Below are 25,731 nucleotides of genomic sequence, written 5' to 3'. Positions count from 1 at the left end.
GTGCTACCGGAAACGCGCACGCGGGTGGGTCAGCTACCGATCACGAGGTGGTCGCCGTCCTCGCTGACGCCCACCGGGACCGTGTCGCCGTCCCGGATCTCTCCGGCCAGCAGTTTCTTGGCGAGCTGGTCGCCGATCGCCTGCTGGATGAGCCGGCGCAGCGGACGGGCACCGTACTGCGGGTCGTATCCGCGCACCGCCAGCCACAGCCGCACGCTGGAGTTGACGTCGAGCGTGAGCCGCCGTGCCTGGAGCCGGTCGGCCAGCTGTGCGAGCTGGATGTCGACGATCTGCGCGAGCTGCTCCTCCGAGAGCGGATCGAACACGACCACGTCGTCGAGCCGGTTGATGAATTCGGGCTTGAACGCCGACCGCACCGCCGCCATCACGTGTTCCTTGTCGCCCCCGGCGCCCAGGTTGGACGTGAGGATCAGGATCGTGTTGCGGAAGTCGACGGTGCGTCCCTGCCCGTCGGTGAGCCGACCGTCGTCGAGCACCTGGAGCAGCGTGTCGAACACGTCCGGGTGAGCCTTCTCGACCTCGTCGAACAGCACCACCGAGTAGGGGCGACGGCGCACGGCTTCGGTGAGCTGGCCGCCCGACTCGTAGCCGACGTACCCCGGAGGCGCACCGACCAGACGCGCGACCGAGTGCTTCTCGCTGTACTCCGACATGTCGATGCGCACCATGGCGCGCTCGTCGTCGAACAGGAAATCGGCGAGTGCCTTGGCCAGCTCGGTCTTACCGACACCGGTCGGGCCGAGGAACAGGAACGATCCGGTCGGACGGTTCGGGTCGGAGACACCGGCGCGGGCACGACGCACCGCATCGGATACCGACTGCACCGCCCGGTCCTGTCCCACGACACGCTTGCCGAGTTCGTCCTCCATCCGGAGGAGCTTCGCGGTCTCGCCCTCGAGCATGCGTCCGGCGGGGATACCGGTCCATGCGGCGACGACATCGGCGACGTCGTCGGGCCCGACTTCCTCCTTGAGCATCACGTCGTCACCGGCTGCGGTCCCCGACGCGGCAGCGGCTGCCTCGAGCTGCTTCTCCAGTTCGGGAATGCGGCCGTACCGCAGTTCGGCAACCTTGCCCAGGTCGCCGTCGCGCTCTGCCCGTTCCTCCTCGCCGCGCAGCGCTTCGAGCTGCTCCTTGACCTGGCGTACGGAGTCGATCGCGGTCTTCTCGTTCTGCCAGCGCGTCGTGAGCTGGTTCAGCCGTTCCCGTTCGTCCGCGAGTTCGGCGCGCAGCTTTTCGAGGCGGTCCTTGGAGGCAGCGTCGGTTTCCTTCTCCAGCGCCATCTCCTCGATCTCGAGGCGACGGACGATCCGTTCGACCGTGTCGATCTCCTCGGGACGCGAGTCGATCTCCATGCGCAGGCGCGACGCTGCCTCGTCGACGAGGTCGATGGCCTTGTCGGGAAGGAACCGCGAGGTGATGTACCGGTCCGAGAGCGTCGCCGCGGCAACGAGAGCAGAGTCGGTGATGCGCACACCGTGGTGCACTTCGTACCGCTCCTTGAGGCCACGCAGGATGCCGACGGTGTCTTCGACGCTCGGCTCCCCCACGAAGACCTGCTGGAAGCGCCGCTCGAGGGCGGCGTCCTTCTCGATGTACTTGCGGTACTCCTCGAGGGTGGTCGCACCGACGAGGCGGAGTTCACCACGCGCGAGCATCGGCTTGATCATGTTGCCCGCGTCCATCGCGGACTCACCGGTCGCACCGGCACCGACGATGGTGTGCAGTTCGTCGATGAAGGTGATGATCTCGCCGGCGGAGTCCTTGATCTCGTCGAGAACGGCCTTGAGACGCTCTTCGAACTCGCCGCGGTACTTCGCCCCGGCCACCATCGCGCCGAGGTCCAGGGCGACGACGGTCTTGCCGCGCAGCGATTCGGGCACGTCGCCCGCGACGACGCGCTGGGCGAGCCCTTCGACGATCGCGGTCTTGCCGACGCCGGGTTCACCGATGAGCACCGGGTTGTTCTTGGTGCGGCGCGAGAGCACCTGCACCACGCGGCGAATCTCGTTGTCGCGGCCGATGACCGGGTCGAGCTTTCCCTCCCGAGCACGTGCCGTGAGGTCGGTCGAGTACTTCTCGAGTGCCTGGTAGGTGGCTTCCGGGTCCGCGTTGGTCACCCGGCGGTTTCCGCGCACGGCTGTGAAGGCATCCCGCAGGGCCGTGGGCGTCGCGCCCTGACCAACGAGAAGCTTGGCGACGTCGGAGTCACCACTGGCGAGACCGACGAGAACGTGCTCCGTGGAGACGAATTCGTCGGTGAGCTCGGTCGCGAGCTTCTGCGCCGCGGAGAGCGCTGCGATCGCTTCGCGACCGAGCTGGGGTGTGGTGGTCGCCCCGGTGGTCTGCGGTAGTGCACCGACGAGCCGTTCGGCTTCGCTCCGCACTGCGGCGGGGTTCACGCCCACCGCTTCGAGGAGCGGAGCGGCGATGCCGTCGGGCTGGTCGAGCAGGGCCACCAGAAGGTGTGCCGGCCGGATGTCCGGGTTGCCCGCGGTGGACGCCGCCTGGAGAGCGGCCGTCAATGCGGCCTGAGTCTTGGTCGTCGGGTTGAACGAATCCACCGCACGCCCCTTTCACTTCGAAAACTGCTGATTCCTATACCTGCGGACCGGTGTCCACGAGGTTCGCTATGCACAACGGATACAAGATTGAGTTTGTTCCGCTCAAGTTTCTTGCGGCTGTGATTCACACCATAGCCACAGATCGGGGCGCACGGTGTAGCCGACCGCCCCGTGACCGACTACAGTGGCGGCGTCCAGCAGGCGCAGTACGTGGGAGGATGGCGTTGGAGACTTTCGCCATCGCGCGAGTGCAATTGAGCTTCGCGTCGATCGCGGCGACCCCCACCGGCCCCGAACGGTTCGCGTCGGCGTTCTACACCACCCTCTGGTCCGAATCGACCGGCATTCGCGAACTGTTCCCGGCGGGCATGGAGAGCATGCGGCATCGGTTCACGACCGCGATCGGATGGGTCGTCAACCGCCTGACCGACTTCGGCGCCGTCGAAGCCTTCCTCGGACAGCTCGCACGCGACCACCGGAAGTACGGCGTCAAGCCGGAACACTTCCGCTCGGCGGGCTACGCACTGCTCTTCGCGATCCGTGAGTGCACGCCGATCATCCTGTGGACCGCCACTCTGGAACGGACCTGGGCAGAGGTGATCGGCCGGCTCGTGGAAACGATGGCCGTCGCTGCGGCCACCGACGATCTGCCCGCGGTCTGGGGCGCGACGGTCGTCGGCCACGAGCGGGTCCTTCCCGACGTGGCGATCATCCGCCTCGAGACCGACACACCGATCCCGCATTACGCCGGGCAGTACATGAGCGTGCAGATCCCCCAGCGGCCCCACATGTGGCGCTACCTGTCGGCCGCCATTCCGCCGAACCCGCACGGACAGGTCGAATTCCACGTGCGGCGCGTCTCCTCCGGCTGGGTCAGCCCCGCGCTCGTCAACGAGGTGCGCGTCGGTGACCGCTGGCTGATCGGACCGCCGCTCGGTGGCTTGCGCGTCGATCGCGACAGCGGCCAGGACGTGCTCATGATCGCGTCGGGCACCGGCCTGGCACCGCTCCGCGCCCAGATCATGGAGATGGCGATGCGCGGCACCAATCCGCGGGTGCACCTGTTCTACGGCGGCAAGTACCCGTGCGACCTCTACGACCTCGAGACGCTGTGGCAGATCGCGATGACCAACCCGTGGCTCACGGTGATTCCCGTCGTGGAGGAGAGGGAGAACCCTTGGTGGCACCCGGTTCCGGTACGGGAAACGCCCAAGGGTCTCCACAGCACGATGTACGGCAAGCTCGGTAAGGTCGTCGGGCAGTTCGGATCGTGGGCCGACCGCCAGATTCAGATCTCCGGCTCACCGTCGATGATCCGGACCACCATCTACGCGCTGTCCGCGGCGGGCACACCCCGCCAGAACATCAGCTTCGATCCGCTGTAACCACCGAGTCTGTCACCGCTGCGTCTGGATGCACTGCGTCAGGCGCGTTGCGCGGCGACAGCGCGGGCGAACTCCGGATGCGCCTGCGACACCACGAGTTCCGAACCGCAGTCCGCGATAGTCACACCGAGAGCCGCCCGGCGCGGTTCGATGACGCGCAGTGCTACATAGATGGGCAGGAACGACAGCCCGAACACGCTGAGCAGCGCGAACCCGTACACCTTCGGCGCGCCCTGCACGAGCGCGAACACCAACGCCAGAAAGACGATCCCGAGGACCGTACAGGTTGCGGCGGCGGCGATCTGCCAGCGCACGCGGACGGCGACGCACCGCGCGCACGTGGGCCACTCCACGGCAGCGACCTGCACGGTGTACGCGGCTTCGAGGGCCGAGCCGATACGACCGGACTTCTCCTGGGGGCGCACCGCATCCGACGAGACGGTGACACGCACGCGGTCGACCTCGGGTTCGCCGTGGCGGGCACAGATCGGCGGCACCGGCTCGACCGGCCTCATCGCCCCGCTACCCCGCGTATTCACCGTCCCTGTCCCCGGATACTCGACGGCCAATCGCACCTCGACCCGCTGGGGTCCCCCGTTTGCCATGCGACGGAGTATGTCAGGCAGCGATCGAGCAGGGAAGCCGGCCGTTCCGGCGCCGGCAGATCTAGCGGTACGACGCGCGGAGCGTCTTCTTGTCGAGCTTGCCGAGGGGCGTGAGCGGCAGCGAATCGAGGAAGTCCACGGACTTGGGAGCGTGCACGGATCCCTTGGCCGCACGGACCTTCTCGATCAGTTCTTCCGCGGTCACGCTCCGACCGTCACGCAGCACGACGCATGCTTTGACCGCCTCACCCCACTTCTGGTCGGGCACACCGACGACCGCCACCGAGGCGACGGCGGGGTGGGACGAGATCGCGTCCTCGATCTCCCGGGGGAACACGTTGAAGCCGCCGGTGACGATCATGTCCTTCTTGCGGTCGACGATGGTGAGGAAGCCGTGCTTGTCGGCACGCGCGACATCGCCCGTGTGCAGCCACCCACCGCGCAGCGCTTCTGCCGTCTCGTCGGGCTTCTTCCAGTACCCCTTCATGACGAGCGGGCCGCGCACGCAGATCTCGCCGAGTTCCCCTTGTGGCACTTCGCGCAGGTCGTCGTCGAGCAGGCGTACGTCGAGCCACGGCACCGGACGTCCGCACGAGGCGAGTCGTTCCGGATCATCGGCGAGGTGTTCCTCTTTGCGCAGCACCGAGATCGTCATGCCGCACTCGGACTGCCCGTAGAACTGGAAGAACACCTGCCCGAGGCGCTCGATCCCTTCCTGGAGCCGGGCGGGTGACATCGCCGACGCGCCGTAGAAGAGCGTGTCGAGGCTCGACAGGTCGCGCGCGTCGAAGTCGGGGTGGTCGAGCAGCAGATAGATCATCGTGGGTACGAGCATCGTGGCGTTGATGCGGTGCTTCTCGATGGTCTCGAGGACGAGGCCGGGTTCGAAGTACGGCAGCACGTAGAGGCAGCCGCCGCGCAGCAGCGTCGGCACGAAGAACGCGGCGCCGGCGTGGGACAGCGGGGTGCAGATCAGAAAGCGCGGCTGGTCGGGCCACTGCCACTCCGCCATCTGGATCTGGTTGAGCGCCGCGCCGGACCGGAACGACCCCATCACGCCCTTCGGCTTTCCGGTGGTTCCCCCGGTGTAGACCATCGACGACGTGTCCTCGGCCGACACCGGAGCAGCCACGAGGCGTTGCTCGGTGAACTGATCGGCGAGCGCGAGGATGTCCGTGCCCACAGCCGACGGACCGAGGGAGAACAGATTCTTCAAGGTCGGGATCTGGGCGTGCAGCTCGGCGGCCCGCTCCTCGAAGTGATCCGGATCGAAGATGAGGGTCTCGATCTCGGCATCGGAAGTGATGTACAGGTGATCGGCGAGCGAACCCATCGGATTGAGCGCACTGTTGCGGCATCCGGCGACCATCGTCGCACCCATCGAGATGAGGACTTCCGGCCGGTTCTTCGACAGCATCGCGACAGATGACCCCTGGCCGATTCCCACGGACCCGAGGGCCTGCTGGAACCTGCTGATGGCACCGCGCATCTCGGCGCCGGTGAGGACGACGTCGCCGAGGTACAGCGCCGGACGGTCCGCGCTGCGGTCGAGCGCCGTGATGAGCAGGTCCGGGGTGAAGACGGGCCGGTGCAGGTCCGCGTACTCCTCGATCATGTCGTCCTTCCGGTCGGTGTCGTGGTCCGGGGGTGTGACGGCCCGGGGTACGGGCTTCTGATGTGGTCAGCGTCACCCGGTTCCCGCCACGATAACCGCTGCACCGGCAAAACTGAAACACGTTCCACTCTGTCGGGGTGCGTGTTCCTCGCCTAGAGTCTGTGCAACACCGCGCCACACCACCCGGGGGTCACGTATGCAGTCGGCTACGCCGTCATCGACCGACACCGACATCGCGGTCTCCGCGACCGTGGTCGAGCACCACCGCCTGCGAACCGATCTGGCCGTCGTGCGGCTCGAATGCAACAGCGACATCGTTCCGTTCCGCGCCGGCCAGTACGTCGACGTGACCGTGCCGCAGCGTCCGAACCTGCCGCGCCGCCTGTCGCCCGCACTCCCCCCGTCGATGGACGGCAAGCTCGAATTCCACGTCCGCACCGTGCCGGGCGGATGGGTCAGCAAAACGATCGTCGAGTCCACCAGTCCCGGAGACGTGTGGACCGTCGGCAATCCTCGCGGAGGTGACCTCCACGTCGACGACACCGGACGCATCGTGGTGATGATCGCCGGCGGTACCGGCCTGGCCCCGCTGCGCGCGTTGCTCCTCGACGTCGCGCGCCGTCCACAGCCGCCCCGCACCTTCCTCTTCGTCGGCGCCCGCACGCCCCGGGACCTCTACGCGGCGGACATGCTGGCCCTGCTCGGGGAAGCACTGCCCTGGCTGACGATCGTGCCGGTGACCGAGTCGCTGTACGACCCCGCGATCCAGGATCCGTTCTACGACCGGATCGTCTCGCACGTCGGCGATTTCGGCATCGACCCCGACGAGTTCCTCGAAGGCACGCTCGGCGATATCGTCACGTCGTACGGGGCGTTCGGCGATCACCAGGTGCTGGTCTGTGGCTCCGCAGCGATGGTGCGCTCCACCGTGCAGCGACTGCTCGAGACGGGTACTCCGCTCGAGAACATCCGCTACGACTCGTACTGAGTCCCCGGCGGCCGCGCCGCCGGGGACTCAGGGCTCGACCGCGCTCTACTTCGCGGCGGCTGTTCCCGCTGCGTCGCGAGCAGCGATGTATCCGAACACCAGTCCCTGGCCGATGGTCGCGCCGGCGCCGGGGTAGCGGTGCCCGAACGCGTTGGCCGCGGTGTTGCCGACCGCGTAGAGCCCGCCGATGACGCTGCCGTCCTCGCGGAGCACCCGCGCCCGCTCGTCGGCCCGCACGCCACCGCACGTGCCGAGATCGCTCAGGGTCATCTTCACGGCGTAGAACGGACCGTGCGTCAGCGGCCGCATGTTCGGGTTGGGCCGGACCGTGGGATCACCGTAGTACCGGTCGTAGGCGCTGCCGCCACGGCCGAACTCGGAATCCGTTCCGGCTGCGGCATCCTCGTTGAACGCGCCGAAGGTCTCGGAGAAGGTGTCCACGGGCACTCCCATCGACGCCGCGAGTTCTTCGGCGGTCGAGGCACGGTGGGCGATGCCCGCCTCGTACCAGGACTCCGGGAGCGGCTGGCGCGGGAAGACGCCGGCTGCGAACACGTAGCTGTTGCGGTACTTCTGGTCGAAGACGATCCACATCGACTCGACCGGGTCGCCGGCGTGTTCGCGCGCCAGCACCAGTTGCCCGAACGACATGTAGTCCGACGACTCGTTGGTGAAGCGGCGTCCGGTCTGATCGACGATGAACGAACCCGGCAGCGACCGCTCGGCGAGCATGACCATCGGCGGCTTGCCCGGACGGGTCGGTGCGACAGCGGGGAACCACCAGGCCTGATCCATCAGATCGAGACCGGCACCGACCTCCTGGGCCGCCTTGATCGCGTCGCCCGTGTTGCTCTCCGCGCCGAGGCTCTCGTGGTCGAGCAGACGCTCGGACTGGAACTTGCGGCGCATCGCCATGTCGTGGTCGAAGCCGCCCGCGGCGAGCACGACTCCGCGGCGCGCGGTCACGGTCACCTCCCGGCCGTTCTGCTCGAGGACGGCACCGGTGACCCGGTCGCCGTCGGTGACCAGACGCACGAGCGAGGTGTCGGTCCAGACCGGCACACCGGCTTTCAGCACACCCGCGAACAGTCCCGCAGCGATCGCCTGACCACCGGCGACGTATTCCCGCTTGACGGCGAGCCCGGCGACGCCCTGCGCCAGTCGCTTGAAGATGCGCGGGAAGCCCTTGTGCGGCACGCGCAGCATGAGGTTCATCCACTTGTAGTCGGCGCCCGTCGTGGGCATGGGCAGTCCCGCTTCCATCAGGCCCGGGCGCAGCCGCCCACGTTCCTCACCGAGCACCGACAGGTCGAGCGGCTTGCATTCACAACTGCGTCCCACTGCGGAGCCACCGGGCAACTCGGGGTGGTAATCGGAATAGCCCTCCGCCCAGAACAGCTTCATCGGCGTCGTGCGCCGGAGCATGTCGACCGTCGCCACACCGTTGTCGACGAAGGCCTCGCCGCGCTCGGCCGGTGCCGTGCCGTCCACCACGGACCGGACGTAGGTGTGACCGCGCTCGACGGTGTCACCCGACCCCGCCTCGGTCAGAATCGGATTGGCCGGAACCCAGAACGCACCGCCGGAACGGGCGGTCGATCCACCGACATGAGGAGATTTCTCCACGATCAACGCCGACAAGCCGAGTTCGTGCGCGGCGAGTGCAGCCGCCATGCCCGTACCCGAACCGATGACGAGCAGGTCGACCTCGGTGTCATGGGCAGGGGTCACAGGCGGAACGGGAGTCGACGCCATGGAAATGCTCCTTCATTCGGGGACGAGACGATAGTGATCGGCAGCACACGGTAGGCCCCCGCCGACGCTAGGGCACGTACCCGGAGGGCATCGGCGGCGTCCCGTCCAGCGGGAAGATCGTTGAACTGTGTGGATCTCCCGTTGGATGGGAAGCCGTCGCCGTATGGACGAGGACCCCGCTAGCGTCCCGGGGGGACACCACCGCACTCCCCCGGACACCCGCCGTCCCGACATGACGGACACTGGAGAGCAACAGGACGGAAAGGAACATCGATGACGGCGGAACACACCGTGCTCGACCCGAGGACGATGCGCAACGTGATGGGCAACTTCTGCACGGGAGTCACAGTCATCACCGCGCTCGACGGCGACGCGCCGCTCGGCTTCGCGTGCCAGTCGTTCACCTCGGTGTCGCTGGACCCGCCGCTGGTCTCCTTCTGCCCCGCTCGCACGTCCACGACGTGGCCGCGCATCCGCGAGATCGGCACTCTCGCCATCAACGTCCTCGCGGAGAGCCAGCGCACGTTGTGCGCGGCGTTCGCCGTCAGCGGTGGCAACAAGTTCCGCGGCGTCGACTGGGTGCCCGGCGACAACGGTGCCCCCGCCCTCGACGGCGCGCTCGCCCGCGTGGAGGCGACCGTGGAAACGGAGCACGACGCCGGCGACCATACGATCGTGGTGGCACGCGTCACCGGCCTGACAGCGCTGCCGTCCAACGGCCCGTTGCTGTTCTACCGCGGCACCTATGGGCACTTCGACCGGCTGTGACGGCCGCCTCCCGGAATAGCGGGCGGCTACCCCGGGTTGCACCCAGGGTGTGCCCAGCTGCCGGTGGCGGGCCCCGGACGAAGGATTCTCGGTGACTGTTCCTCTCTCCATCCTCGATTTGGCCCATATCGGCGAGGGTGAAACCGCTCGCGACAGTTTCGACGCCAGCGTGAAGATGGCACAGCTCGCCGAACGGTGGGGGTACCACCGGATCTGGTACGCCGAGCACCACAACATGCCGACCATCGCGTCGTCTGCGACGAGCGTGCTGATCGCGCACGTCGCGGCGCACACGTCGTCGATCCGGCTCGGCGCCGGCGGCATCATGCTCCCGAATCATTCGCCGCTCACGATCGCCGAGCAGTTCGGCACGCTCGCGACGCTGCATCCCGGCCGCATCGATCTGGGGCTGGGCCGGGCACCGGGTAGCGACCAGAAGACGATGCGGGCGCTGCGACGCGACCCGTCGTCGGCCGACAGCTTCCCCCAGGACGTCCTCGAACTCCAGGGGTATCTGAAGGGCGCCTCGCGCATCCCGGGTGTCGACGCGGTTCCGGGTAAGGGCACCGATGTGCCGCTGTACATTCTGGGCTCATCGCTCTTCGGCGCGAAACTTGCTGCCCTGCTGGGTCTTCCCTACGCGTTCGCGTCGCATTTCGCGCCGCAGGCTCTCGAGGAGGCAGTCACGCTGTACCGCCGCGAGTACCAGCCGTCCGAGCAGCACCCGGAGCCGTACGTCATCGCCGGTGTAGGTGTCATTGCCGCGGATACCGCCGACGAAGCGGCAGCGATGTTCGAAGCCACCAAGCGTTCACGCGTCGTGCAGATGGTCGGGCGTGGGCGCACGTTCACCGAGGAGGAGATCGATCTGCTCCTCGACTCCCCCGCCGGCTACCAGGTCCTCACGATGCTGAAGAACACCGCGGTGGGCACCCCGGCCGAGGTGCGCGACTACCTCGACCGCTTCACCGAGCGCGCGCAGGCCGACGAACTGATCGTCGTGTCGTCGGCTCCCGGACGCGACGCGTGGTTGCGGTCGCTGGAACTCGTCGCCCAGGTCAGCGATCTCGTCCCGGCCTGACAGCAGGTCCCGGACGTCTCTTACCCTTGCTCCGTACTCGTGGGTACACTTTGCCGGCCGTCCCGAACCGGCGGCCTCGACTCGTCGACCGCAGGAGCACCATGAAGTACCGCACCCGCGTATGTGCCGCCGTCGCCCTGACTGCGGCGGCCACCCTCACTGCTCCCGCAGCGGCGAGCAGCGAGACCCTTCCCGCAGACGCGCCGACCATCACGCTGACGGTCACCAACGACACCGACGCGCCCATGGTGCTCGGCGCGGCGACCATTCCCTACGGGCAGTGGGTGAACGAACCGGCGAGCGTCGTCCCGGCGCACACAACGGAAGTCGTGACCGCGGGAAGTGCCGATCGACGCGGATTCGGCATGCAGGTCACCTACACGATGCCAGGGGAGGCCACCGCCGTGCTCATGGCCAGTAACCACGGCACGGGAATCGCCAACGCCGACGGCACGCGGATCGACGGCGCCAACAGGCATGCGTACACCGCTGCCGCGCAGGTCGATGCCGGCTTTCCGTTCATGAACGTCACGTACACGATCGGTCGGGGCAGTTCCTGACACCGCGGTTCCCGACACCGCTGCTACCGGGCGTCGCACGCCCCTGAAAAGCGAAACTGAAAAGCGAAACCCCCGCGCCCTGTCGGACGTGGGGGTTGGTGCTGTTGTGCGTCAGGATTCGCGCGCGTGCCTCGGCTTCCACACGACCAGCGCGTTGGTGCGCGGCACGGGCACCAGATCACGCCGTGCGGAGCGCAACTGCGCGACCTCGGTGGACAGTTCCGCGACCCGCTGCTGCAGTGCCTCGACGTGGTTGGTCAACTCGATGATCCGTTTGATCCCGGCGAGGTTGACACCTTCGTCCTGGGAAAGCCGCTGCACCTCACGGAGCAGTTCGACGTCGCGCGGCGAATAACGCCGTCCGCCACCGCTGGTGCGGTGCGGGGTAACCAGTCCCAGCCGGTCGTAGTTACGCAGTGTCTGGGCGTGCATCCCGGCGAGTTCTGCGGCGACCGAGATGACATAGACACGCGCATCGGGATCCGGCGGGAGATTCCGGGGAGTTCCCGTATCGCTCATCACGCACCTGCCCATCCTTCACGCGGGTCGAATCCGCCGGCCTCTTCGGCACGAAGATAATCGCGCAGCGCTTCCGTCGCCTGTTCGTCGAGCTTCTGGGGGATGGCGACCTTGACGGTCACGAGCAGATCTCCCGCACCGCCCCCGCGCTTGGGGACGCCGCGGCCACGCACCCGCAGAACCCGGCCGTCGGCCGTGCCCGCCGGGATCTTGAGACCGACCCGGCCGTCGAGCGTGGGAACCGACACGGTGCTGCCGAGCACGAGTTCTCCGTAGCTGACCGGCAATACGAGTGTCAGGTTGTCGCCGTCCCGGCCGAACACGCGGTCGGGCCGGACGTGCACGATGACGAAGAGGTCGCCCGACGGCGCACCCCGCAGGCCGGCCTCGCCTTGCCCGGCGAGGCGGATGCGGGAACCGTCCTTGATGCCCGGAGGTACGCGCACGGTGATGGTGCGGGTGCGCTCCTGGACGCCGCTGCCGCGGCAGTCACGGCACGGGCTGTCGATGATCGAGCCCGAACCGCGGCATTCGTCGCACGGCTCGGAGAATCCGAAGGCGCCCTGGTTGCGGGAGACGATCCCGCTTCCGTTGCACTGCGGGCACACCCGCGGGCTGGTGCCCGGCTCGGCGCCGCTGCCGTGGCAGGTGGTGCACGGCGCGGGACTGGTCAGACGCAACGGAACGGTGACACCTTGCACGGCGTCACGGAAATCGAGCGTCGTCTCGGTCTCGATGTCGCCGCCGCGGCGTGGCCGCGACCGGTTCGCACCGCCCCCGGGTGTCGCACCGCGGTTGAAGAGCCCTCCGAAGAGGTCGCCCAATCCACCGTCGCCGGCCCCGCCGCCCCCGAAGAGGTCACCGAGGTCGAATGTGGTGCTGCCCCCAGAGAATCCGCCTCCGCTGGGCTGGAAGCCGCCGCCGAAACCTCCGGACGCGAACATCCGGCGGGTCTCGTCGTATTCCTTGCGCTTGGCCGGGTCGGACAGGACGGCGTTCGCCTCGCTGACCGACTTGAACCGCTCCTCGGCCGCGGCATCGCCGGGGTTGGCATCGGGATGCAGATCCCGAGCCAACTTGCGGTAGGCCTTCTTGATGTCTTCTTGCGAAGCGTCGGACGAGACGCCCAGGTCCTTGTAGAAGTCCTTTTCGATCCACTCCCGCTGGCTCACCGGGCGTCTCCTCCTCTCGCTCTTGTTGTTCTTACTCTGTGCCGGCGCTGTCGGACGGCGATTGCTCCGGCGTGTCCGCCGGATCGCCGTCGGTGACAGTCACCATCGCATGCCGCAGAATCCGGTCGCCGACGCGGTAACCCTTGCGCAGGATCGTGCCCAGCACCGGGTTGCTGCCGTCGCCTTCCATCTGGACCGCTTCGTGCAGTTCCGGATCGAACACGTCGCCCTCGTCGCCGAAGCCGACGAGGCCGAGTCCGGTCAGAATGCGGGTGAGCTTGTCGCTCACCGCCTTCAGCGGTCCGGATTCGAGGTCGCCGTGGGCACGGGCCCGATCCAGATCGTCGACGACGTCGAGGAACTGCGCCACCACCGAGGCCTTCGCGGACTCGCCGATGGCGGCCTTCTCGCGTTCGGCCCGGCGACGGTAGTTGGTGTACTCCGCGGAGACGCGCTGCAGATCCGCGGTACGTTCCGCGAGTTCCGCTTCGGTGGAGACGATCTCCTCGACGCGGACCTCCTCGCCGTCCCCGTTCTCGACGACGCCCTCGTTCACGGTGCCCTCGTTTTCTACGGTGCCCTCGGCAGGGGCACCGGTGCCCTCACTCGACTCGGCCGCGTCCCGTACCTCGAAGGTCTCGGGATCGATGCGCCGCTTGTCGGTGACGGTCACCGGTTCCTGCTCGGGCTTACCCGACGTCACTTCTTCTCCGAATCGGTCGGCTCGTCGACGACCTCGGCGTCGACGACATCGTCTGCGCCTGCCGCAGCACCGTCGCCGGCAGCTGCGCCGTCGGCTCCGCCCTGCGACTCGTAGATGGCCTGGCCGAGAGCCTGCGACTCGGTCGCCAGCTTCTCGACGGCGGACTTCACCGCGGCGATGTCGCTACCGGCCAGAGCGTCCTTGGCATCCTTGACGGCTGCCTCGACCTTCTCCTTGACGTCGGCCGGCACCTTGTCCTCGTTGTCCTTGATGAACTTCTCGGTCTGGTGCACGAGCGACTCGGCCTGGTTGCGGACCTCGGCTTCTTCGCGACGGGCGCGGTCTTCCTCGGCGTGCGCCTCGGCGTCCTTCACCATCCGGTCGATCTCCTCCTGGGACAGGCCGGAGCCTTCCTGGATCTTGATCGTGTTCTCCTTGCCGGTGCCCTTGTCGCGGGCGGTGACGTGCACGATGCCGTTGGCGTCGATGTCGAAGGTGACCTCGATCTGCGGGACGCCGCGCGGAGCCGGGGCGATACCGCCGAGCTCGAACGAGCCGAGCAGCTTGTTGTGCGCCGCGATCTCACGCTCACCCTGGAACACCTGGATCTGCACGGACGGCTGGTTGTCGTCGGCCGTGGTGAAGGTCTCCGAACGCTTCGTCGGAATCGTGGTGTTGCGCTCGATGAGCTTGGTCATCACGCCACCCTTGGTCTCGATACCGAGGGACAGCGGGGTGACGTCGAGCAGCAGCACGTCCTTGACCTCGCCCTTGAGGACGCCGGCCTGCAGTGCCGCACCCACGGCGACGACCTCGTCGGGGTTGACGCCCTTGTTGGGCTCCTGACCACCGGTGAGTTCGCGCACGAGATCGGTGACGGCGGGCATACGGGTCGAGCCACCGACGAGGACCACGTGGTCGATGTCGCCGACCGAGATCCCTGCGTCCTTGACGACCTGCTGGAACGGAGCGCGGGTGCGCTCGAGGAGGTCGCCGGTGATCTTCTGGAACTCGGAGCGGGAGAGCTGCTCGTCGAGGAACAGCGGGTTCTTGTCCGCGTCGACCGTGATGTAGGGCAGGTTGATCGACGTCGACTGCGAACTCGACAGCTCGATCTTCGCCTTCTCCGCAGCCTCACGCAGACGCTGCAGGGCCATCTTGTCCTTGGTCAGGTCGACGCCGTGCTGTGCCTTGAACTTGTCGACGAGCCAGTTGACGATGCGTTCGTCCCAGTCGTCGCCACCGAGGTGGTTGTCACCGGAGGTCGCGCGGACCTCGACGACACCGTCACCGATTTCGAGGAGCGAGACGTCGAACGTGCCGCCACCGAGGTCGAAGACCAGGATGGTCTGTTCCTTGCTGCCCTTGTCGAGGCCGTATGCGAGGGCAGCAGCGGTGGGCTCGTTGACGATGCGCAGGACGTTGAGGCCGGCGATGGTGCCGGCTTCCTTCGTCGCCTGACGCTGCGCGTCGTTGAAGTAGGCCGGAACGGTGATCACGGCGTCGGTGATGTCCTCGCCCAGGTATGCCTCAGCGTCTCGCTTGAGCTTCATCAGCGTGCGGGCGCTGATCTCCTGGGGGGTGTACTTCTTGCCGTCGATGTCGACGTTCCAGTCGGACCCGATGTGCCGCTTGACGGAACGGATGGTGCGGTCGACGTTGGTGACCGCCTGGTTCTTGGCAGGCTGACCCACCAGAACCTCGCCGTTCTTCGCGAAAGCGACGACGGACGGGGTGGTGCGTGAACCTTCGGAGTTGGCGACCACAACGGGCTCGCCGCCCTCCAGAACGGAAACGACCGAGTTGGTGGTTCCGAGGTCGATACCGACCGCACGAGCCATGATTTCCTCCAAAATGTTTCACCGCGACGCGAGTCGCACCGCGGAACGTTCAGTTCCCCAACCTGAGCCTGTTCGACTCAACTTGGCTTCGCCAAATCGAGACTGCACCCTTTCGGACGCTTCAGTCAAGTGGAGTTGAGCCTTGGTAGCTCAAGTTGTCTGATACATGCAACCGAAGATCTGGCCGGATCGTTCCCGGATGTGATGGTCTTCACATTCGTCCGACGGAGTCCAAGTCGGCGCCGCGCTCCGTCCGCCGGGGCCCGAATACTCTCCTGAAGCGACGGCCCGACGGGTCCACCTGGTGGTTTCGAGATTCACCTATCGTTATGTCCGCATACGCCTGTACATTTCCGCGGAGACTGTGCAGCATCACGTCGCCCGGATCCGGCGCGGCCGGTCCCCGTTGCACAAGCTCCGACCAGATTTGGGGGAATTCCGGCATGTCCGTAGGCGTAGGCCTGAGGGTGGGCAACTCCGTGTCGTCGGTTGCGGTCACCTCGTCGTCGCCCGGACGACCCGACCCGTCACCCATCGAACGGCGCACAGCAGTACACCTGCACTCCGATGGCACCGCGACGCTCGGCGACCACGACTTCTTCGACGGAACCACCAGTTCGTTCACCGAGTTCGTCAGCAGCATCGGCCGATCCGGCGGCGTCCGCGCCAACGACGGCTCCCTCTCCCGCGCCGAAGACCTCGTGGCAACGGCCATGGAATGCCTTCTCGCCGACGCGGCCCGCCTCATCGGCGACCAGCCGTACACCGCGGTCGCGACCCATCCCACCGAGTGGCCGCCGTCGACCGTCGCCGTCCTGCGCAACGCACTCGACTACGTGGGATTGCGGTACGTGTCGCTCATCTCGGACGCCGAGGCAGCCGCCGCGTGGTACGAGTCGCAGGTCGCCCACCAGACCGGCAGGCTCATCGCCGTCCACCACATCGATCCGCTGGGCTCGACGGTCACCCTGGTCCGCTCCGGTGTCGCGGCAGGTAAGTCGTTCCGCTTTGCCGAAGAGGACGCGCCGTCCGTGACAGCGCAGCTGTCCGCCGCCCTCGGGGCGTTCGGATGGCTCGTCAGCAATCTCGACGCCATCGTCGTCACCGTCGACGAAGCCATCGATCCCACCGCAGCCCAGCTGGTTGCCCAGTCCTTCAAGACCGGCCTGGGAGTGCGGAGCGCACTCGCACCCGAGCCTCACCAGACGATGGTGCGCGGCGCGGCGCTCGCTGCCGCCGCGGGGTCGGTGGATCTGCTGGGCTCGACCCAGATTCTGCCCGTCGCGCGTCTCACCGGGCCCAAGCGCAGCGAACTCGACACCGAGACCACCACCGTCATCGCCAAGATCACGGCCACTCCGCCTCCCGAAACGACCGGAACGGTCAGGGCCAGCTCGCCGGCGCCGGAACCGGCAGACGAGTCCGAGACCAAGCGCCGGTCCTCACTGTTCACCGTCGGCGCTGCGGCAGCGGCGATCGCTCTGCTCGTCGGTGTGGGCGCGTGGGTGTTCACGATGCGCGACTCCTCGACGGCGACCGCCAATACATCACCGATGGAGACGACGGTCGCGCCGTTCGGCGACACCACGCGGACACCGTCCCCCACGAAACCGCCTGGCGGTACCCCGACGACAACCACGGCAGAGTCGTCCACGGAGTCCGACACCTCCGCGGCGGTCGCTCCCGCGGTCGCGCCGGCAGGCGGCGCACCGGCCTGGACCGATCCGAGCACCACCGGCGACGCAGCGACCTCGTCGTCGAATACCGGGTCGTCGAGCGCGGGGCCGTCGAGCAACACGACGACGAGCACGGGATGGTCGCGCCGTAATCCGCCGTCGAGCGGAGGCGGAGGCGGCAACGACTCGGGTGAGACACCCCCGATTGTCGAGCCCTCGACGCAGCCCACCGAGACCACGCCCACCGAGACCGAAACGCCCGAACCGGGGACGGACCCCGGCCCTCCTACCACGGAGGAAAGCGGCTCTTCCGGCGGCTGATTCCGCACGTGATCTAGGGCACATTTTTTGCACTGACGTTTGTGCCGTAGGCTGTCCCGCGGGTCGGTACCGCAAGTACCGCGCTCGTGTACATAATTGCAGTTCAGACCGCTGATCCACCATGTAGAAGGGCCCTCATGCGTCTCTTGCCGGCGTCGCGCGCCGCTCGTTCCACCGCCCGCCGTGTCGCCGTCGCAGCGGCGTCGGCCGTGTTGCTGGTGGGACCGCTGACCACCGCCGCCCACGCGAGCCCGGCAGAGCAGCTCCCGGTTCCCGATCTGCCCGCCGAACTGGTGGATGCGATCACCCGGGATCTGGGCATCTCACCGGAGGAATACCTCGATCGCGCCGCCCGCGCGCAGGCGCTGGGCGACTACGCCCGTTCGTTCCGCGCCGAGAGCCCGGACGACTACGCGGGTGCATGGCTCGGCGAAGACGGACAGCCCGTCGTCGCGGTGACCAATCGGGATGCGGCAGAGAAGGCACAGAAGGACGGCTACCGGGCCACGGTCGCCCCCCTGTCCGCCGACGGCCTCGAGCAGGCCCTCGCGGAGCTGAACCGGTGGGTCTCGGCACTTCCGCGCGAGGTGTCGTCCCAGGTGAATTCGACGTCCATCGACGTCCTCAACAACCAGCTCGTGGTCGACATCGTGAACTCGCCGGTCGGACGCGCCCTGAATCTCCCGTCGCTCATCGCGAACGTGCAGGTACAGCTGAGCCCCGGCCTTCCCCCCAACGATCCGGCTCCGCTCGGAGGCGACACCTACCTCACCGCCGACGGCGACGTGCGGACCACGCCGCTCGAGCGGATCGGTATCTGCTCGTTCGGATTCAGCGGTGTCGACGCGAACGGCGACCCGGTCAACCTCACCGCCGGCCACTGCGACGCCGTCGCCCGTGAGCAGGGTGGCTCCACGGTCTACCTGCCCAACCGGGAAGACATCGACGCCAGCACCAAGATCGGCACGTTCACCCAGTCCACGGTGGGCACGGACAGCACGCTCGACTACGGGGTCATCTCCCTCGACGAGGCCGGCGTCGCCGCGGGTCTGAACCGCCCGGTCGTGCGCGGTGGCAACGGCTCCACGCTGACCATCACCGGCACCGCAGTTCCGGTCGTCGGCGCGCCCGTCTGCAAGTCGGGGCAGTCCTCCTCGTTCACCTGCGGTGTCGTCGCCGCCGAGCGTGTCGAGACCCAGCTCGTGTACAACTCCGGGTTCTCCAGCACCATCCGGGGCTTCGCCACGACGGCCTGCACCTTGTCCGGCGACAGCGGCGGATCCATCGTCACGGGCACGCTCGCTCTGGGCGTGATCAGCGGCTCCAACAGCGCGGGCGCACCGAACTGCGTCGAAGCGAACCTCGTCCTCGCGCCCAACGGAGGCACCTCCAGCCTGGGTATTTCCATCCGCGACATCGAGAACGCCACCGGCAGCACGGTGCGCACGATCAACGCTGCGTAGCCTCACCGGGGCTGTTCACAGGAGCAACACCCGACACACCGGTCACTCACAACCCGCTGTGAGTCACACCTGTTACCCCTTAGGATCGACCAATGCCGGTCCTCACGGGTCAGCTACCTTTGCGCGCTCGAGCCGCGGAGGGACAACGAGAAAGGTTTTCATGCGCCGCTCCTTCGCACGTCAGGCAGCCGTCATCGGCTCAGCCGCCGTGTTGCTCCTCGGCACCGCAGCCACCGTCGCTCAGGCCGAGCCTGCGCCGGCCCCGACGACCGCACTGCCGGCCGAACTGGTGGAAGCGTTGCAGCGAGACCTCCAGATCAGTCCCGACCGTTTCCTCAACGACGCAGAGCGCAGCCAGGAACTGGCCCGCTTCGCCGATAAGGCGCGCGAGCAGTTCGAGAGCGTGTTCGCCGGTGTCTGGCTCGACGAGCAGGGCACGCCCATCGTCGGCCTCGCCGACGGTGAGCAGTTCGACGAGGCCCGCACGGCCGCCGAGGACTCCGGTTTCGTCGTCGAGAAGACGGAGAACAGCGAGAACGCCCTCGAAGCCCGGTTGAACGAGCTCAACGACTGGCTCGACACTCAGCCGCCCGCGATCGCCGACGTCATTCGCGGCATTGCGATCGACGTGGTGAACAACGACCTCGTGGTGCGCGCCGAGAACGTCGCCGGACTCGAACTGCCGCCGTTCCTCGACGGCGTTCGTGTTCTCTTCGCGCCGACCGAGTTGACGCCGGAGTCCACTCCGGAGTTCGAGTTCACCGCGGGCATCGCGGCGCCCGACGCCCTGCTCGGCGGAGACGCCTACGCGGCGCTCGGTGCCGGCGCAGGCCTTCGCTGCTCCCTCGGGTTCAACGCCGAGGACGGTTCGGGTAGCCCCGTCAACATCACCGCCGGTCATTGCGATCCGAACCGTTCACAGGCCGGAACGCGATGGGCGTCCGAGGTGTACCAGCTTCTGGGCGACACGCTCGGCCAGCGTCTCGGAACGTTCGAGAAGACCAGCCTCGACAACAACGACTACGGCATCATCCGGCCGGCAGCCGATGCCGCAGGAAGGTTCGAGAACAACGGCGTGCGTGTTCCCAACGCCGCACCCCTGCCGATCACCGGCACCGCCGATCCGATCGTCGGAACGCCCGTGTGCAAGTCGGGCCTGCGGACCGGCTACAGCTGCGGTGTCGTGACGTCGGCGCAGCAGAACGTCGCGATCGGCGAGCGCGTGCTCAGCAACGGTTTCTCCACGAACCTGTGCGCACTGCAGGGTGACAGCGGCGGAACGCTCGTCACGGGCACCCTGGCACTCGGCATCTCCAGCGCCTCGAACGTGGGCCAGTACGGCCTGTGCGAGGTGGCCGGATTCGTCAGCAGCCTGCTGGGCGAGACGCCCGAGTTGTTCGCGACACCGATCAACGCAGTTCTGGCCGAGAACCCGGGCCTGAAGGTCCGCACCTGGTAAACACTCGCTCTCGAGAAGAGGCCCTCCTTCCGGTTCGGAAGGAGGGCCTCTCTTTCTTTCCTCTGCGGCACGCTACGGGCCTTTCCGGTGGTCACCTTCAACCGACCGTCCCGCCAGTGGGGTGAAGCCCTCGGTGACGACCTCGTCGCCGCTGCAACGATCGGCCGGGGCGCGCGTCGACGGTTCCCATGCTCCATGATCTCTTGATGATCGTGATGCGTGTGGGCTGGATCTTCTCGGCCGTCGTGGCCGTGTTGCTCGGAATCGGGGCAGCGACCAGCCCGATGTTGCAGATCGTGGATTGCGAGATAGGCGTGTTTTCGCGGGAAGTCCCCAATCGCGAGGCCTGCGATGCTTCGATCCGGAGTTATTTCGGGAATGCGGTCGTGCCTGTTCTTGCGCTGCCGGTGGCCGTGTGTCTGATTCCCGTGTTCATGCCGAGGCAGCGTGTTGCCTGGCTGACAACGGGCGCACTTTTCGTTCTTGCGGCCGTGGGGTTTTTCGCGCTCGTCTTCTCGTCGACGCCGACATCGACCAATCTGCTGGGTTTCTTCTGGCCTGCCGCGTTCCTGGCGGTACTCGTCACCAGCCTCGCTCAGTTGTCGAACCTGATCCCTCGCCCGCAACTCCGGACACGGAAAGACAGCGGCCCCGTCACCTCTCGGTGACGGGGCCGTTGCCCTACGTACAGAGTGCTACTTCGCCCACTCGGTGGTGCCGGGAGCCGCCAGAAGCGTCTCGACGACTGCGATACCGGCGATGACTGCCGTCGGACCGCCTGCGACGAAGGCTCCGATCGTGCCGCCGATGCCTGCACCGCCGGCGCACCCGATGATGGTTCCGGCACCCGGAACGATGCTCCCGGGGATGGCTCCCACAACACACCCGATGATGGCGCCGGCGACGGTGCCGATCGCGGTCGCCATACCCAGCTGCGACACGAAGTTCTGCTGTGCCTTGAGGTTCTCGTCGGGCGACGCGACATCCGACAGCTTCAGACCGACAGGCGTGATGCCCATCGCGACCTTGTCTTCGGGCTCGACGGGCGTCGCCTTCGCCGGGTCGACGACCGGAGTGAGGGTGAGGGTCTTGCCGTCCTCGCTGATCTCACGCTCGAACGGAAGCTGCAGATCGCCCAGCTGGACGGCGAGAGGCAGGCTGATGACGGCGTTGCCGTCGTTGTCCTGCAGTTCGACCTGTGTGCCGTCACCGGAGATGCTGAACCCACCCGCGTCGATGACTGTGACAACCGAGTCGCCCTCGGGCCGGACCTCGTAGTTGATCTTGTCTTCGGCCGACGGGGCGGCCGGGGCTGCGTAGGAAGTACCTGCCGCGATCCCCATGGCGGCAGCAGTCATCGTGGCGACGATGGCAAGCTTCTTGAGCTTCATTGAGTTCCATTCTGTGACATGGCGCACGCCCGAGGGACGCCCCCATTTTCCCTGTTCGCGTGGCACATCCAGACCCCCCGACGATGAACCCACTGTCCGGATGCCACGTCCGGGGCGAATCATAACCGACGTCACACCCCATTTGTTATATGAGTTGTTTCGCCCGTGACCCGGTCGGAGTCGACTTGCCCCGAGGGCTGTCGCGGCAAGAAAGGCGCGCAGTTAGGGGAGCCTGGCTAGATGAGGTGGAAGGTTTGACCACTAACGTGGCCGGGCACACACATCCCCGCTGCACGAACGTTGTTACCGGCTAGTAACCTGGCTCTGTTTCTCCACCAAGTTACCGGCCAGTAACTTATCCTGCGTTACGATGCGGTGGTTTATACCAGGCGGCCCGGTGCTGCCCCCGACACGAAAGGCCACGTATGAATGCCCTGACGATCACGTTGGGCACGATCGGCGTGCTGCTCAGCCTCGTGTGTTGGTTCGCGTTCATCAGCGGCGCGTGGACGATGGTCAAGACCATCCGGGTCGGCCAACCGGCCCCGGACCGGTGGCGCCCGTTCTTCCCGCGCTTCAAGCAGATGCTCGTCGAGTTCATCGCGCACACGAAGATGACCAAGTTCCGTACCGTCGGCTGGGCGCACTGGCTGGTCATGGTCGGTTTCATGCTCGGTGCCATCGTCTGGTTCGAGGCCTACGGCCAGACGTTCGACCCGAACTTCCACTGGCCGATCATCGGCGACACGGCCGTCTACCACTTCATCGACGAGATCCTGGGCATCGGCACCGTGATCGGCATTCTGACGCTGATCACCATCCGCCAGCTCAATCACCCGCGTCAGCCCGGCCGGTTGTCGCGCTTCAGCGGCTCCAACTTCAAGGCCGCGTACTTCGTCGAGGCCGTCGTGCTCCTCGAGGGCCTCGGCATGATTCTGGTGAAGGCCGGCAAGATCGCGACCTACCACCACCACAACGCCTACACCGACTTCTTCACGATGCAGGTGGCCCGGATTCTTCCCGAGAGCCCCGAACTGGTGTCGGTGTTCGCGTTCGTCAAGCTGATGTCCGGCATGGTGTGGCTCTACATCGTCGGCCGCAACATCACGTGGGGTGTCGCATGGCACCGCTTCTCGGCCTTCCCCAACATCTACTTCAAGCGTGAGGACGACGGCGGCGTCGCCCTCGGTGCTGCCCGTCAGATGATGTCGGGTGGCAAGCCCATCGACATGGAGGAAGCGGACCCGGACAAGGACACCTTCGGTGCCGGCCGGATCGAGGACTTCACGTGGAAGGGCTGGCTCGACTTCACCACGTGCACCGAGTGCGGTCGCTGCCAGTCGCAGTGCCCCGCGTGGAACACCGGTAAGCCGCTGTCGCCGAAGCTGCTGATCACGTCGCTGCGCGACCACGGCAACGCCAAGGCGCCGTACCTGCTGGCCGGTGGCCGCAAGGACATCGGCGGCGACGAGGTCGGGCTCGTGGACGCCGAGGGCAATGCCGACGAGGCTGCGCTCGCCAAGATTCCGGCGGGGGCACGCACGGAAGCCGAGCGCAAGCTCGTCGGTGACACGACGGCAATGGTCGAGGCGGGCGAACTCGCGCCGATCATCGACACCGAAACGCTGTGGAGCTGCACCAACTGTGGTGCGTGCGTGGAGCAGTGCCCGGTCGACATCGAGCACGTCGACCACATCATCGACATGCGCCGCTACCAGGTGCTCATCGAGTCGGACTTCCCGTCCGAGCTCGCGGGTCTGTTCAAGAACCTCGAGAACAAGGGCAACCCCTGGGGCCAGAACGCCAAGGACCGTCTCAACTGGATCAACGAGATGGAGTTCGACATCCCGGTCTTCGGCCAGGATGCGGACAGCTTCGAGGGCTACGACTACCTGTTCTGGGTCGGTTGCGCCGGTGCCTACGAGGACCGCGCGAAGAAGACCACGAAGGCTGTCGCCGAGTTGCTCGCGACCGCCGGCGTGAAGTTCATGGTGCTCGGTGCCGACGAGACCTGCAGCGGTGACTCCGCTCGTCGCGCGGGCAACGAGTTCCTGTTCCAGCAGTTGGCGCAGCAGAACATCGAGACCCTCAACGGGGTGTTCGACGGTGTCGAGCAGAGCAAGCGCAAGATCGTCGTCACCTGTGCGCACTGCTTCAACACCCTGAACAACGAGTACCCGCAGGTCGGCGGCTCCTACGAGGTGGTTCACCACACGCAGCTGCTCAACCGGCTGGTCCGTGCGAAGAAGCTCGTGCAGGTGGCGCCCGTCAGCCAGGACGTCACGTACCACGACCCGTGCTTCCTCGGCCGGCACAACAAGGTGTACAACGCCCCGCGTGAGCTGATGGAAGCCTCGGGCGCGAAGCTCGTCGAGATGCCGCGTCACGGCGAACGCTCGATGTGCTGTGGTGCCGGTGGCGCCCGCATGTGGATGGAAGAGCGCATCGGTAAGCGCATCAACATCGATCGCGTCGACGAGGCGCTCACGACCAACCCCTCGAAGATCGCGACGGGCTGCCCGTTCTGCCGCGTCATGCTCACGGACGGCGTCACCGCCCGTCAGGAGCAGGGTCTGGGCGAAGGCGTCGAGGTCATCGACGTCGCGCAGCTCATGCTCGAGTCGATCTCCCGCGTCGAGGCGGCGAAGCTCAGCGACAACCTCAGGGTCGTCCAGGAGCCGAAGTCCGAGCTCGAGGTCGAGGAGACCGCCGAGGCTGTCGAGGAAGGGCGTGTGGAGGCCGTCGAGGCCGCTGCAGCTACTCCTGCCGCTCCGAAGACCACCGGCGTACCCAAGGCCGGCGGACTGCAGATGAAGGGCGGTCTCAAGGGTCCGGGTGCCAAGAAGACAGCGGCTCCGGCCGCAGAGGCCACTGCGGCCGAGGCACCGGCTCCGGAAGCATCCGCAGCGCCGAAGGCCAAGCCGGGCGGACTGCAGATGAAGGGCGGCCTCAAGGGACCGGGCGCCAAGAAGGCAGCGGCACCCGCAGCCTCCGCGAAGACCGACGCCCCGGCAGCGGATGCTCCCGCGGCCGAGGCATCATCCACGGATACCGCCGCGGTCCCGAAGGCGAAGCCGGGCGGACTGCAGATGAAGGGCGGTCTCAAGGGACCGGGCGCCAAGAAGGCAGCAGCTCCGGCCGCACCCAAGGCCGACGCTGCACCGGCGGCCCCCGCCGCGGAGGCCGCAGACGCACCGGCAGGAGCAGACGCACCGGCAGCGGCCACTGCGGCTCCCAAGGCCAAGCCGGGCGGACTGCAGATGAAGGGCGGCCTCAAGGCTCCCGGAGCCAAGAAAGCAGCAGCACCGGCCGCACCCGAGGCCGACGCTGCACCGGAGGCCCCCGCAGCCGAAACGCCCGCAACCGAGACGCCCGCGGCTCCCGCAGCCGAGGAGCCGAAGGCTGCAGCAGCTGAGGAGCCGAAGGCCGCGGCAATCCCGAAGGCGAAGCCGGGCGGATTGCAGCTCAAGAGCGGCCTGAAGGGACCGGGAGCAAAGAAGGCGGCACCGGCACCCGAGACCGCTCCTGAGCCGGCTGCGGAATCTGCTCCCGAGCCGACTGCCGACTCCGAGCCGGAGACGACCGAGCCGGTGACGGAGTCGGCGGCTACGGAGTCTGAGACGACGCCCGGAGCACCGGAGTCGGAGACGACGCCCGAGGCGCCGAAGGCACCCGCTGCCGACGCACCGGCCCCGCCGAAGGCGAAGCCGGGCGGACTGCAGATCAAGGGCGGGATCAAGCCCCCCGGTCGCAGGTAAGCAGTCCTGAAGTAAACGCTCGCGGCCCTGGTGGACACACCACCAGGGCCGCGAGCTTTTTCTGTAGGTGCGGGTTCAGCCGGTCT

The 25,731-nt window shown here is 67.2% G+C and carries 19 protein-coding genes; 10 read left to right on the top strand and 9 right to left on the bottom strand.

Translation table 11 applies throughout. From position 1 onward, the window contains the following. Window positions 1–29: 29 nt before the first annotated feature. The gene (gene clpB, locus ACFWBU_RS12440) at window positions 30–2,585 is read right to left on the bottom strand and encodes an ATP-dependent chaperone ClpB (protein ID WP_378528404.1); all 2,556 of its coding nucleotides are present in this window, start codon (window positions 2,583–2,585) and stop codon (window positions 30–32) included. Between the two features lie 224 nt (window positions 2,586–2,809). Between clpB and ACFWBU_RS12435 the strand changes: the two genes are divergently transcribed. Beyond that, on the top strand, window positions 2,810–3,970 hold the full coding sequence (locus ACFWBU_RS12435; RefSeq protein WP_378528406.1) for an FAD-binding oxidoreductase: 1,161 nt from the start codon (window positions 2,810–2,812) through the stop codon (window positions 3,968–3,970). Window positions 3,971–4,008: 38 nt separating this feature from the next. Here the strand turns inward: ACFWBU_RS12435 and ACFWBU_RS12430 are convergent, their stop codons facing one another. Together ACFWBU_RS12430 and ACFWBU_RS12425 are read right to left on the bottom strand one after the other, a co-directional pair. Continuing rightward, complete coding sequence (locus tag ACFWBU_RS12430) at window positions 4,009–4,575, bottom strand: hypothetical protein (protein ID WP_169619018.1); 567 nt, start codon at window positions 4,573–4,575, stop codon at window positions 4,009–4,011. A 61-nt stretch (window positions 4,576–4,636) separates the two neighbouring features. Continuing rightward, the gene (locus ACFWBU_RS12425; RefSeq protein WP_169619016.1) at window positions 4,637–6,190 is read right to left on the bottom strand and encodes an AMP-binding protein; all 1,554 of its coding nucleotides are present in this window, start codon (window positions 6,188–6,190) and stop codon (window positions 4,637–4,639) included. Between the two features lie 196 nt (window positions 6,191–6,386). Between ACFWBU_RS12425 and ACFWBU_RS12420 the strand changes: the two genes are divergently transcribed. After that, entirely contained in the window at window positions 6,387–7,178 is a 792-nt protein-coding gene (locus ACFWBU_RS12420) for an FAD-binding oxidoreductase (RefSeq protein WP_169619014.1), read from the top strand. Window positions 7,179–7,223: 45 nt separating this feature from the next. Here ACFWBU_RS12420 and ACFWBU_RS12415 read toward each other — a convergent pair whose 3' ends face one another. Further along, window positions 7,224–8,933, bottom strand: a complete 1,710-nt coding sequence (locus ACFWBU_RS12415) for a 3-ketosteroid-delta-1-dehydrogenase (RefSeq protein WP_169619013.1) — start codon at window positions 8,931–8,933, stop codon at window positions 7,224–7,226. Between the two features lie 273 nt (window positions 8,934–9,206). Here ACFWBU_RS12415 and ACFWBU_RS12410 point away from each other — a divergent pair, with 273 nt between their 5' ends. The 3 genes from ACFWBU_RS12410 to ACFWBU_RS12400 all read left to right on the top strand — a co-directional run bounded on the left by ACFWBU_RS12410 (window position 9,207) and on the right by ACFWBU_RS12400 (window position 11,342). After that, on the top strand, window positions 9,207–9,701 hold the full coding sequence (locus tag ACFWBU_RS12410; RefSeq protein ID WP_169619011.1) for a flavin reductase family protein: 495 nt from the start codon (window positions 9,207–9,209) through the stop codon (window positions 9,699–9,701). 91 nt (window positions 9,702–9,792) lie between these two features. Further along, window positions 9,793–10,782: an LLM class flavin-dependent oxidoreductase gene (locus tag ACFWBU_RS12405; protein ID WP_378528403.1), complete on the top strand. Its 990-nt coding sequence runs from the start codon at window positions 9,793–9,795 to the stop codon at window positions 10,780–10,782. 101 nt (window positions 10,783–10,883) lie between these two features. Then, window positions 10,884–11,342: a hypothetical protein gene (locus tag ACFWBU_RS12400; protein ID WP_378528402.1), complete on the top strand. Its 459-nt coding sequence runs from the start codon at window positions 10,884–10,886 to the stop codon at window positions 11,340–11,342. Window positions 11,343–11,453: 111 nt separating this feature from the next. Here ACFWBU_RS12400 and ACFWBU_RS12395 read toward each other — a convergent pair whose 3' ends face one another. The 4 genes from ACFWBU_RS12395 to dnaK are packed head-to-tail and all read right to left on the bottom strand — an operon-like array spanning window position 11,454 to window position 15,577. After that, complete coding sequence (locus ACFWBU_RS12395) at window positions 11,454–11,861, bottom strand: heat shock protein transcriptional repressor HspR (RefSeq protein ID WP_169619006.1); 408 nt, start codon at window positions 11,859–11,861, stop codon at window positions 11,454–11,456. After that, complete coding sequence (dnaJ, locus tag ACFWBU_RS12390; protein ID WP_378528401.1) at window positions 11,861–13,033, bottom strand: molecular chaperone DnaJ; 1,173 nt, start codon at window positions 13,031–13,033, stop codon at window positions 11,861–11,863. The genes ACFWBU_RS12395 and dnaJ overlap by 1 nt, the downstream gene beginning before the upstream one ends. Before the next feature lie 31 nt (window positions 13,034–13,064). Continuing rightward, window positions 13,065–13,736 (bottom strand): nucleotide exchange factor GrpE, encoded by a 672-nt coding sequence (gene grpE / locus ACFWBU_RS12385; protein ID WP_378528400.1) that lies wholly within the window; start codon window positions 13,734–13,736, stop codon window positions 13,065–13,067. Then, a complete protein-coding gene (gene dnaK / locus ACFWBU_RS12380) occupies window positions 13,733–15,577 on the bottom strand; it encodes a molecular chaperone DnaK (protein ID WP_169619001.1) in 1,845 nt (614 codons plus the stop codon). Before dnaK ends, grpE begins: the two co-directional genes overlap by 4 nt. A 443-nt stretch (window positions 15,578–16,020) precedes the next feature. Here dnaK and ACFWBU_RS12375 point away from each other — a divergent pair, with 443 nt between their 5' ends. From ACFWBU_RS12375 to ACFWBU_RS12360, 4 genes are all read left to right on the top strand, one after another. Continuing rightward, a complete protein-coding gene (locus tag ACFWBU_RS12375; RefSeq protein WP_296550518.1) occupies window positions 16,021–17,574 on the top strand; it encodes a hypothetical protein in 1,554 nt (517 codons plus the stop codon). Between the two features lie 137 nt (window positions 17,575–17,711). Then, entirely contained in the window at window positions 17,712–19,037 is a 1,326-nt protein-coding gene (locus ACFWBU_RS12370; protein WP_169618999.1) for a S1 family peptidase, read from the top strand. A 160-nt stretch (window positions 19,038–19,197) separates the two neighbouring features. After that, window positions 19,198–20,496 (top strand): S1 family peptidase, encoded by a 1,299-nt coding sequence (locus ACFWBU_RS12365; protein WP_169618997.1) that lies wholly within the window; start codon window positions 19,198–19,200, stop codon window positions 20,494–20,496. A gap of 206 nt (window positions 20,497–20,702) precedes the next feature. Further along, the gene (locus tag ACFWBU_RS12360; protein ID WP_169618995.1) at window positions 20,703–21,164 is read left to right on the top strand and encodes a hypothetical protein; all 462 of its coding nucleotides are present in this window, start codon (window positions 20,703–20,705) and stop codon (window positions 21,162–21,164) included. Window positions 21,165–21,191: 27 nt separating this feature from the next. On the opposite strand, the gene ACFWBU_RS12355 is transcribed toward ACFWBU_RS12360, so the two are convergent. Continuing rightward, entirely contained in the window at window positions 21,192–21,887 is a 696-nt protein-coding gene (locus tag ACFWBU_RS12355) for an ammonium transporter (protein ID WP_378528399.1), read from the bottom strand. Window positions 21,888–22,312: 425 nt separating this feature from the next. Between ACFWBU_RS12355 and ACFWBU_RS12350 the strand changes: the two genes are divergently transcribed. Next, window positions 22,313–25,645, top strand: a complete 3,333-nt coding sequence (locus ACFWBU_RS12350; protein ID WP_378528398.1) for a heterodisulfide reductase-related iron-sulfur binding cluster — start codon at window positions 22,313–22,315, stop codon at window positions 25,643–25,645. Window positions 25,646–25,731: the final 86 nt, after the last annotated feature.

Source organism: Rhodococcus sp. NPDC060084 (assembly GCF_042730335.1).
Taxonomy (GTDB): Bacteria; Actinomycetota; Actinomycetes; order Mycobacteriales; family Mycobacteriaceae; genus Rhodococcus.
Note: the sequence above shows the minus strand (reverse complement) of the source record. Positions and strands in the feature narration are given on the sequence as shown.

What these genes read in the sequence shown, in the direction of transcription:
- ACFWBU_RS12350 (WP_378528398.1), top strand. Translation starts at nt 22,313, where the DNA reads ATGAATGCCCTGACGATCACGTTGGGCACGATCGGCGTGCTGCTCAGC.
- ACFWBU_RS12370 (WP_169618999.1), top strand. Translation starts at nt 17,712, where the DNA reads ATGCGTCTCTTGCCGGCGTCGCGCGCCGCTCGTTCCACCGCCCGCCGT.
- ACFWBU_RS12400 (WP_378528402.1), top strand. Translation starts at nt 10,884, where the DNA reads ATGAAGTACCGCACCCGCGTATGTGCCGCCGTCGCCCTGACTGCGGCG.
- ACFWBU_RS12410 (WP_169619011.1), top strand. Translation starts at nt 9,207, where the DNA reads ATGACGGCGGAACACACCGTGCTCGACCCGAGGACGATGCGCAACGTG.
- ACFWBU_RS12355 (WP_378528399.1), bottom strand. Translation starts at nt 21,887, where the DNA reads ATGAAGCTCAAGAAGCTTGCCATCGTCGCCACGATGACTGCTGCCGCC.
- dnaK (WP_169619001.1), bottom strand. Translation starts at nt 15,577, where the DNA reads ATGGCTCGTGCGGTCGGTATCGACCTCGGAACCACCAACTCGGTCGTT.
- ACFWBU_RS12375 (WP_296550518.1), top strand. Translation starts at nt 16,021, where the DNA reads ATGTCCGTAGGCGTAGGCCTGAGGGTGGGCAACTCCGTGTCGTCGGTT.
- ACFWBU_RS12420 (WP_169619014.1), top strand. Translation starts at nt 6,387, where the DNA reads ATGCAGTCGGCTACGCCGTCATCGACCGACACCGACATCGCGGTCTCC.
- ACFWBU_RS12360 (WP_169618995.1), top strand. Translation starts at nt 20,703, where the DNA reads ATGATCGTGATGCGTGTGGGCTGGATCTTCTCGGCCGTCGTGGCCGTG.
- ACFWBU_RS12365 (WP_169618997.1), top strand. Translation starts at nt 19,198, where the DNA reads ATGCGCCGCTCCTTCGCACGTCAGGCAGCCGTCATCGGCTCAGCCGCC.
- ACFWBU_RS12425 (WP_169619016.1), bottom strand. Translation starts at nt 6,190, where the DNA reads ATGATCGAGGAGTACGCGGACCTGCACCGGCCCGTCTTCACCCCGGAC.
- ACFWBU_RS12395 (WP_169619006.1), bottom strand. Translation starts at nt 11,861, where the DNA reads ATGAGCGATACGGGAACTCCCCGGAATCTCCCGCCGGATCCCGATGCG.
- ACFWBU_RS12430 (WP_169619018.1), bottom strand. Translation starts at nt 4,575, where the DNA reads ATGGCAAACGGGGGACCCCAGCGGGTCGAGGTGCGATTGGCCGTCGAG.
- ACFWBU_RS12415 (WP_169619013.1), bottom strand. Translation starts at nt 8,933, where the DNA reads ATGGCGTCGACTCCCGTTCCGCCTGTGACCCCTGCCCATGACACCGAG.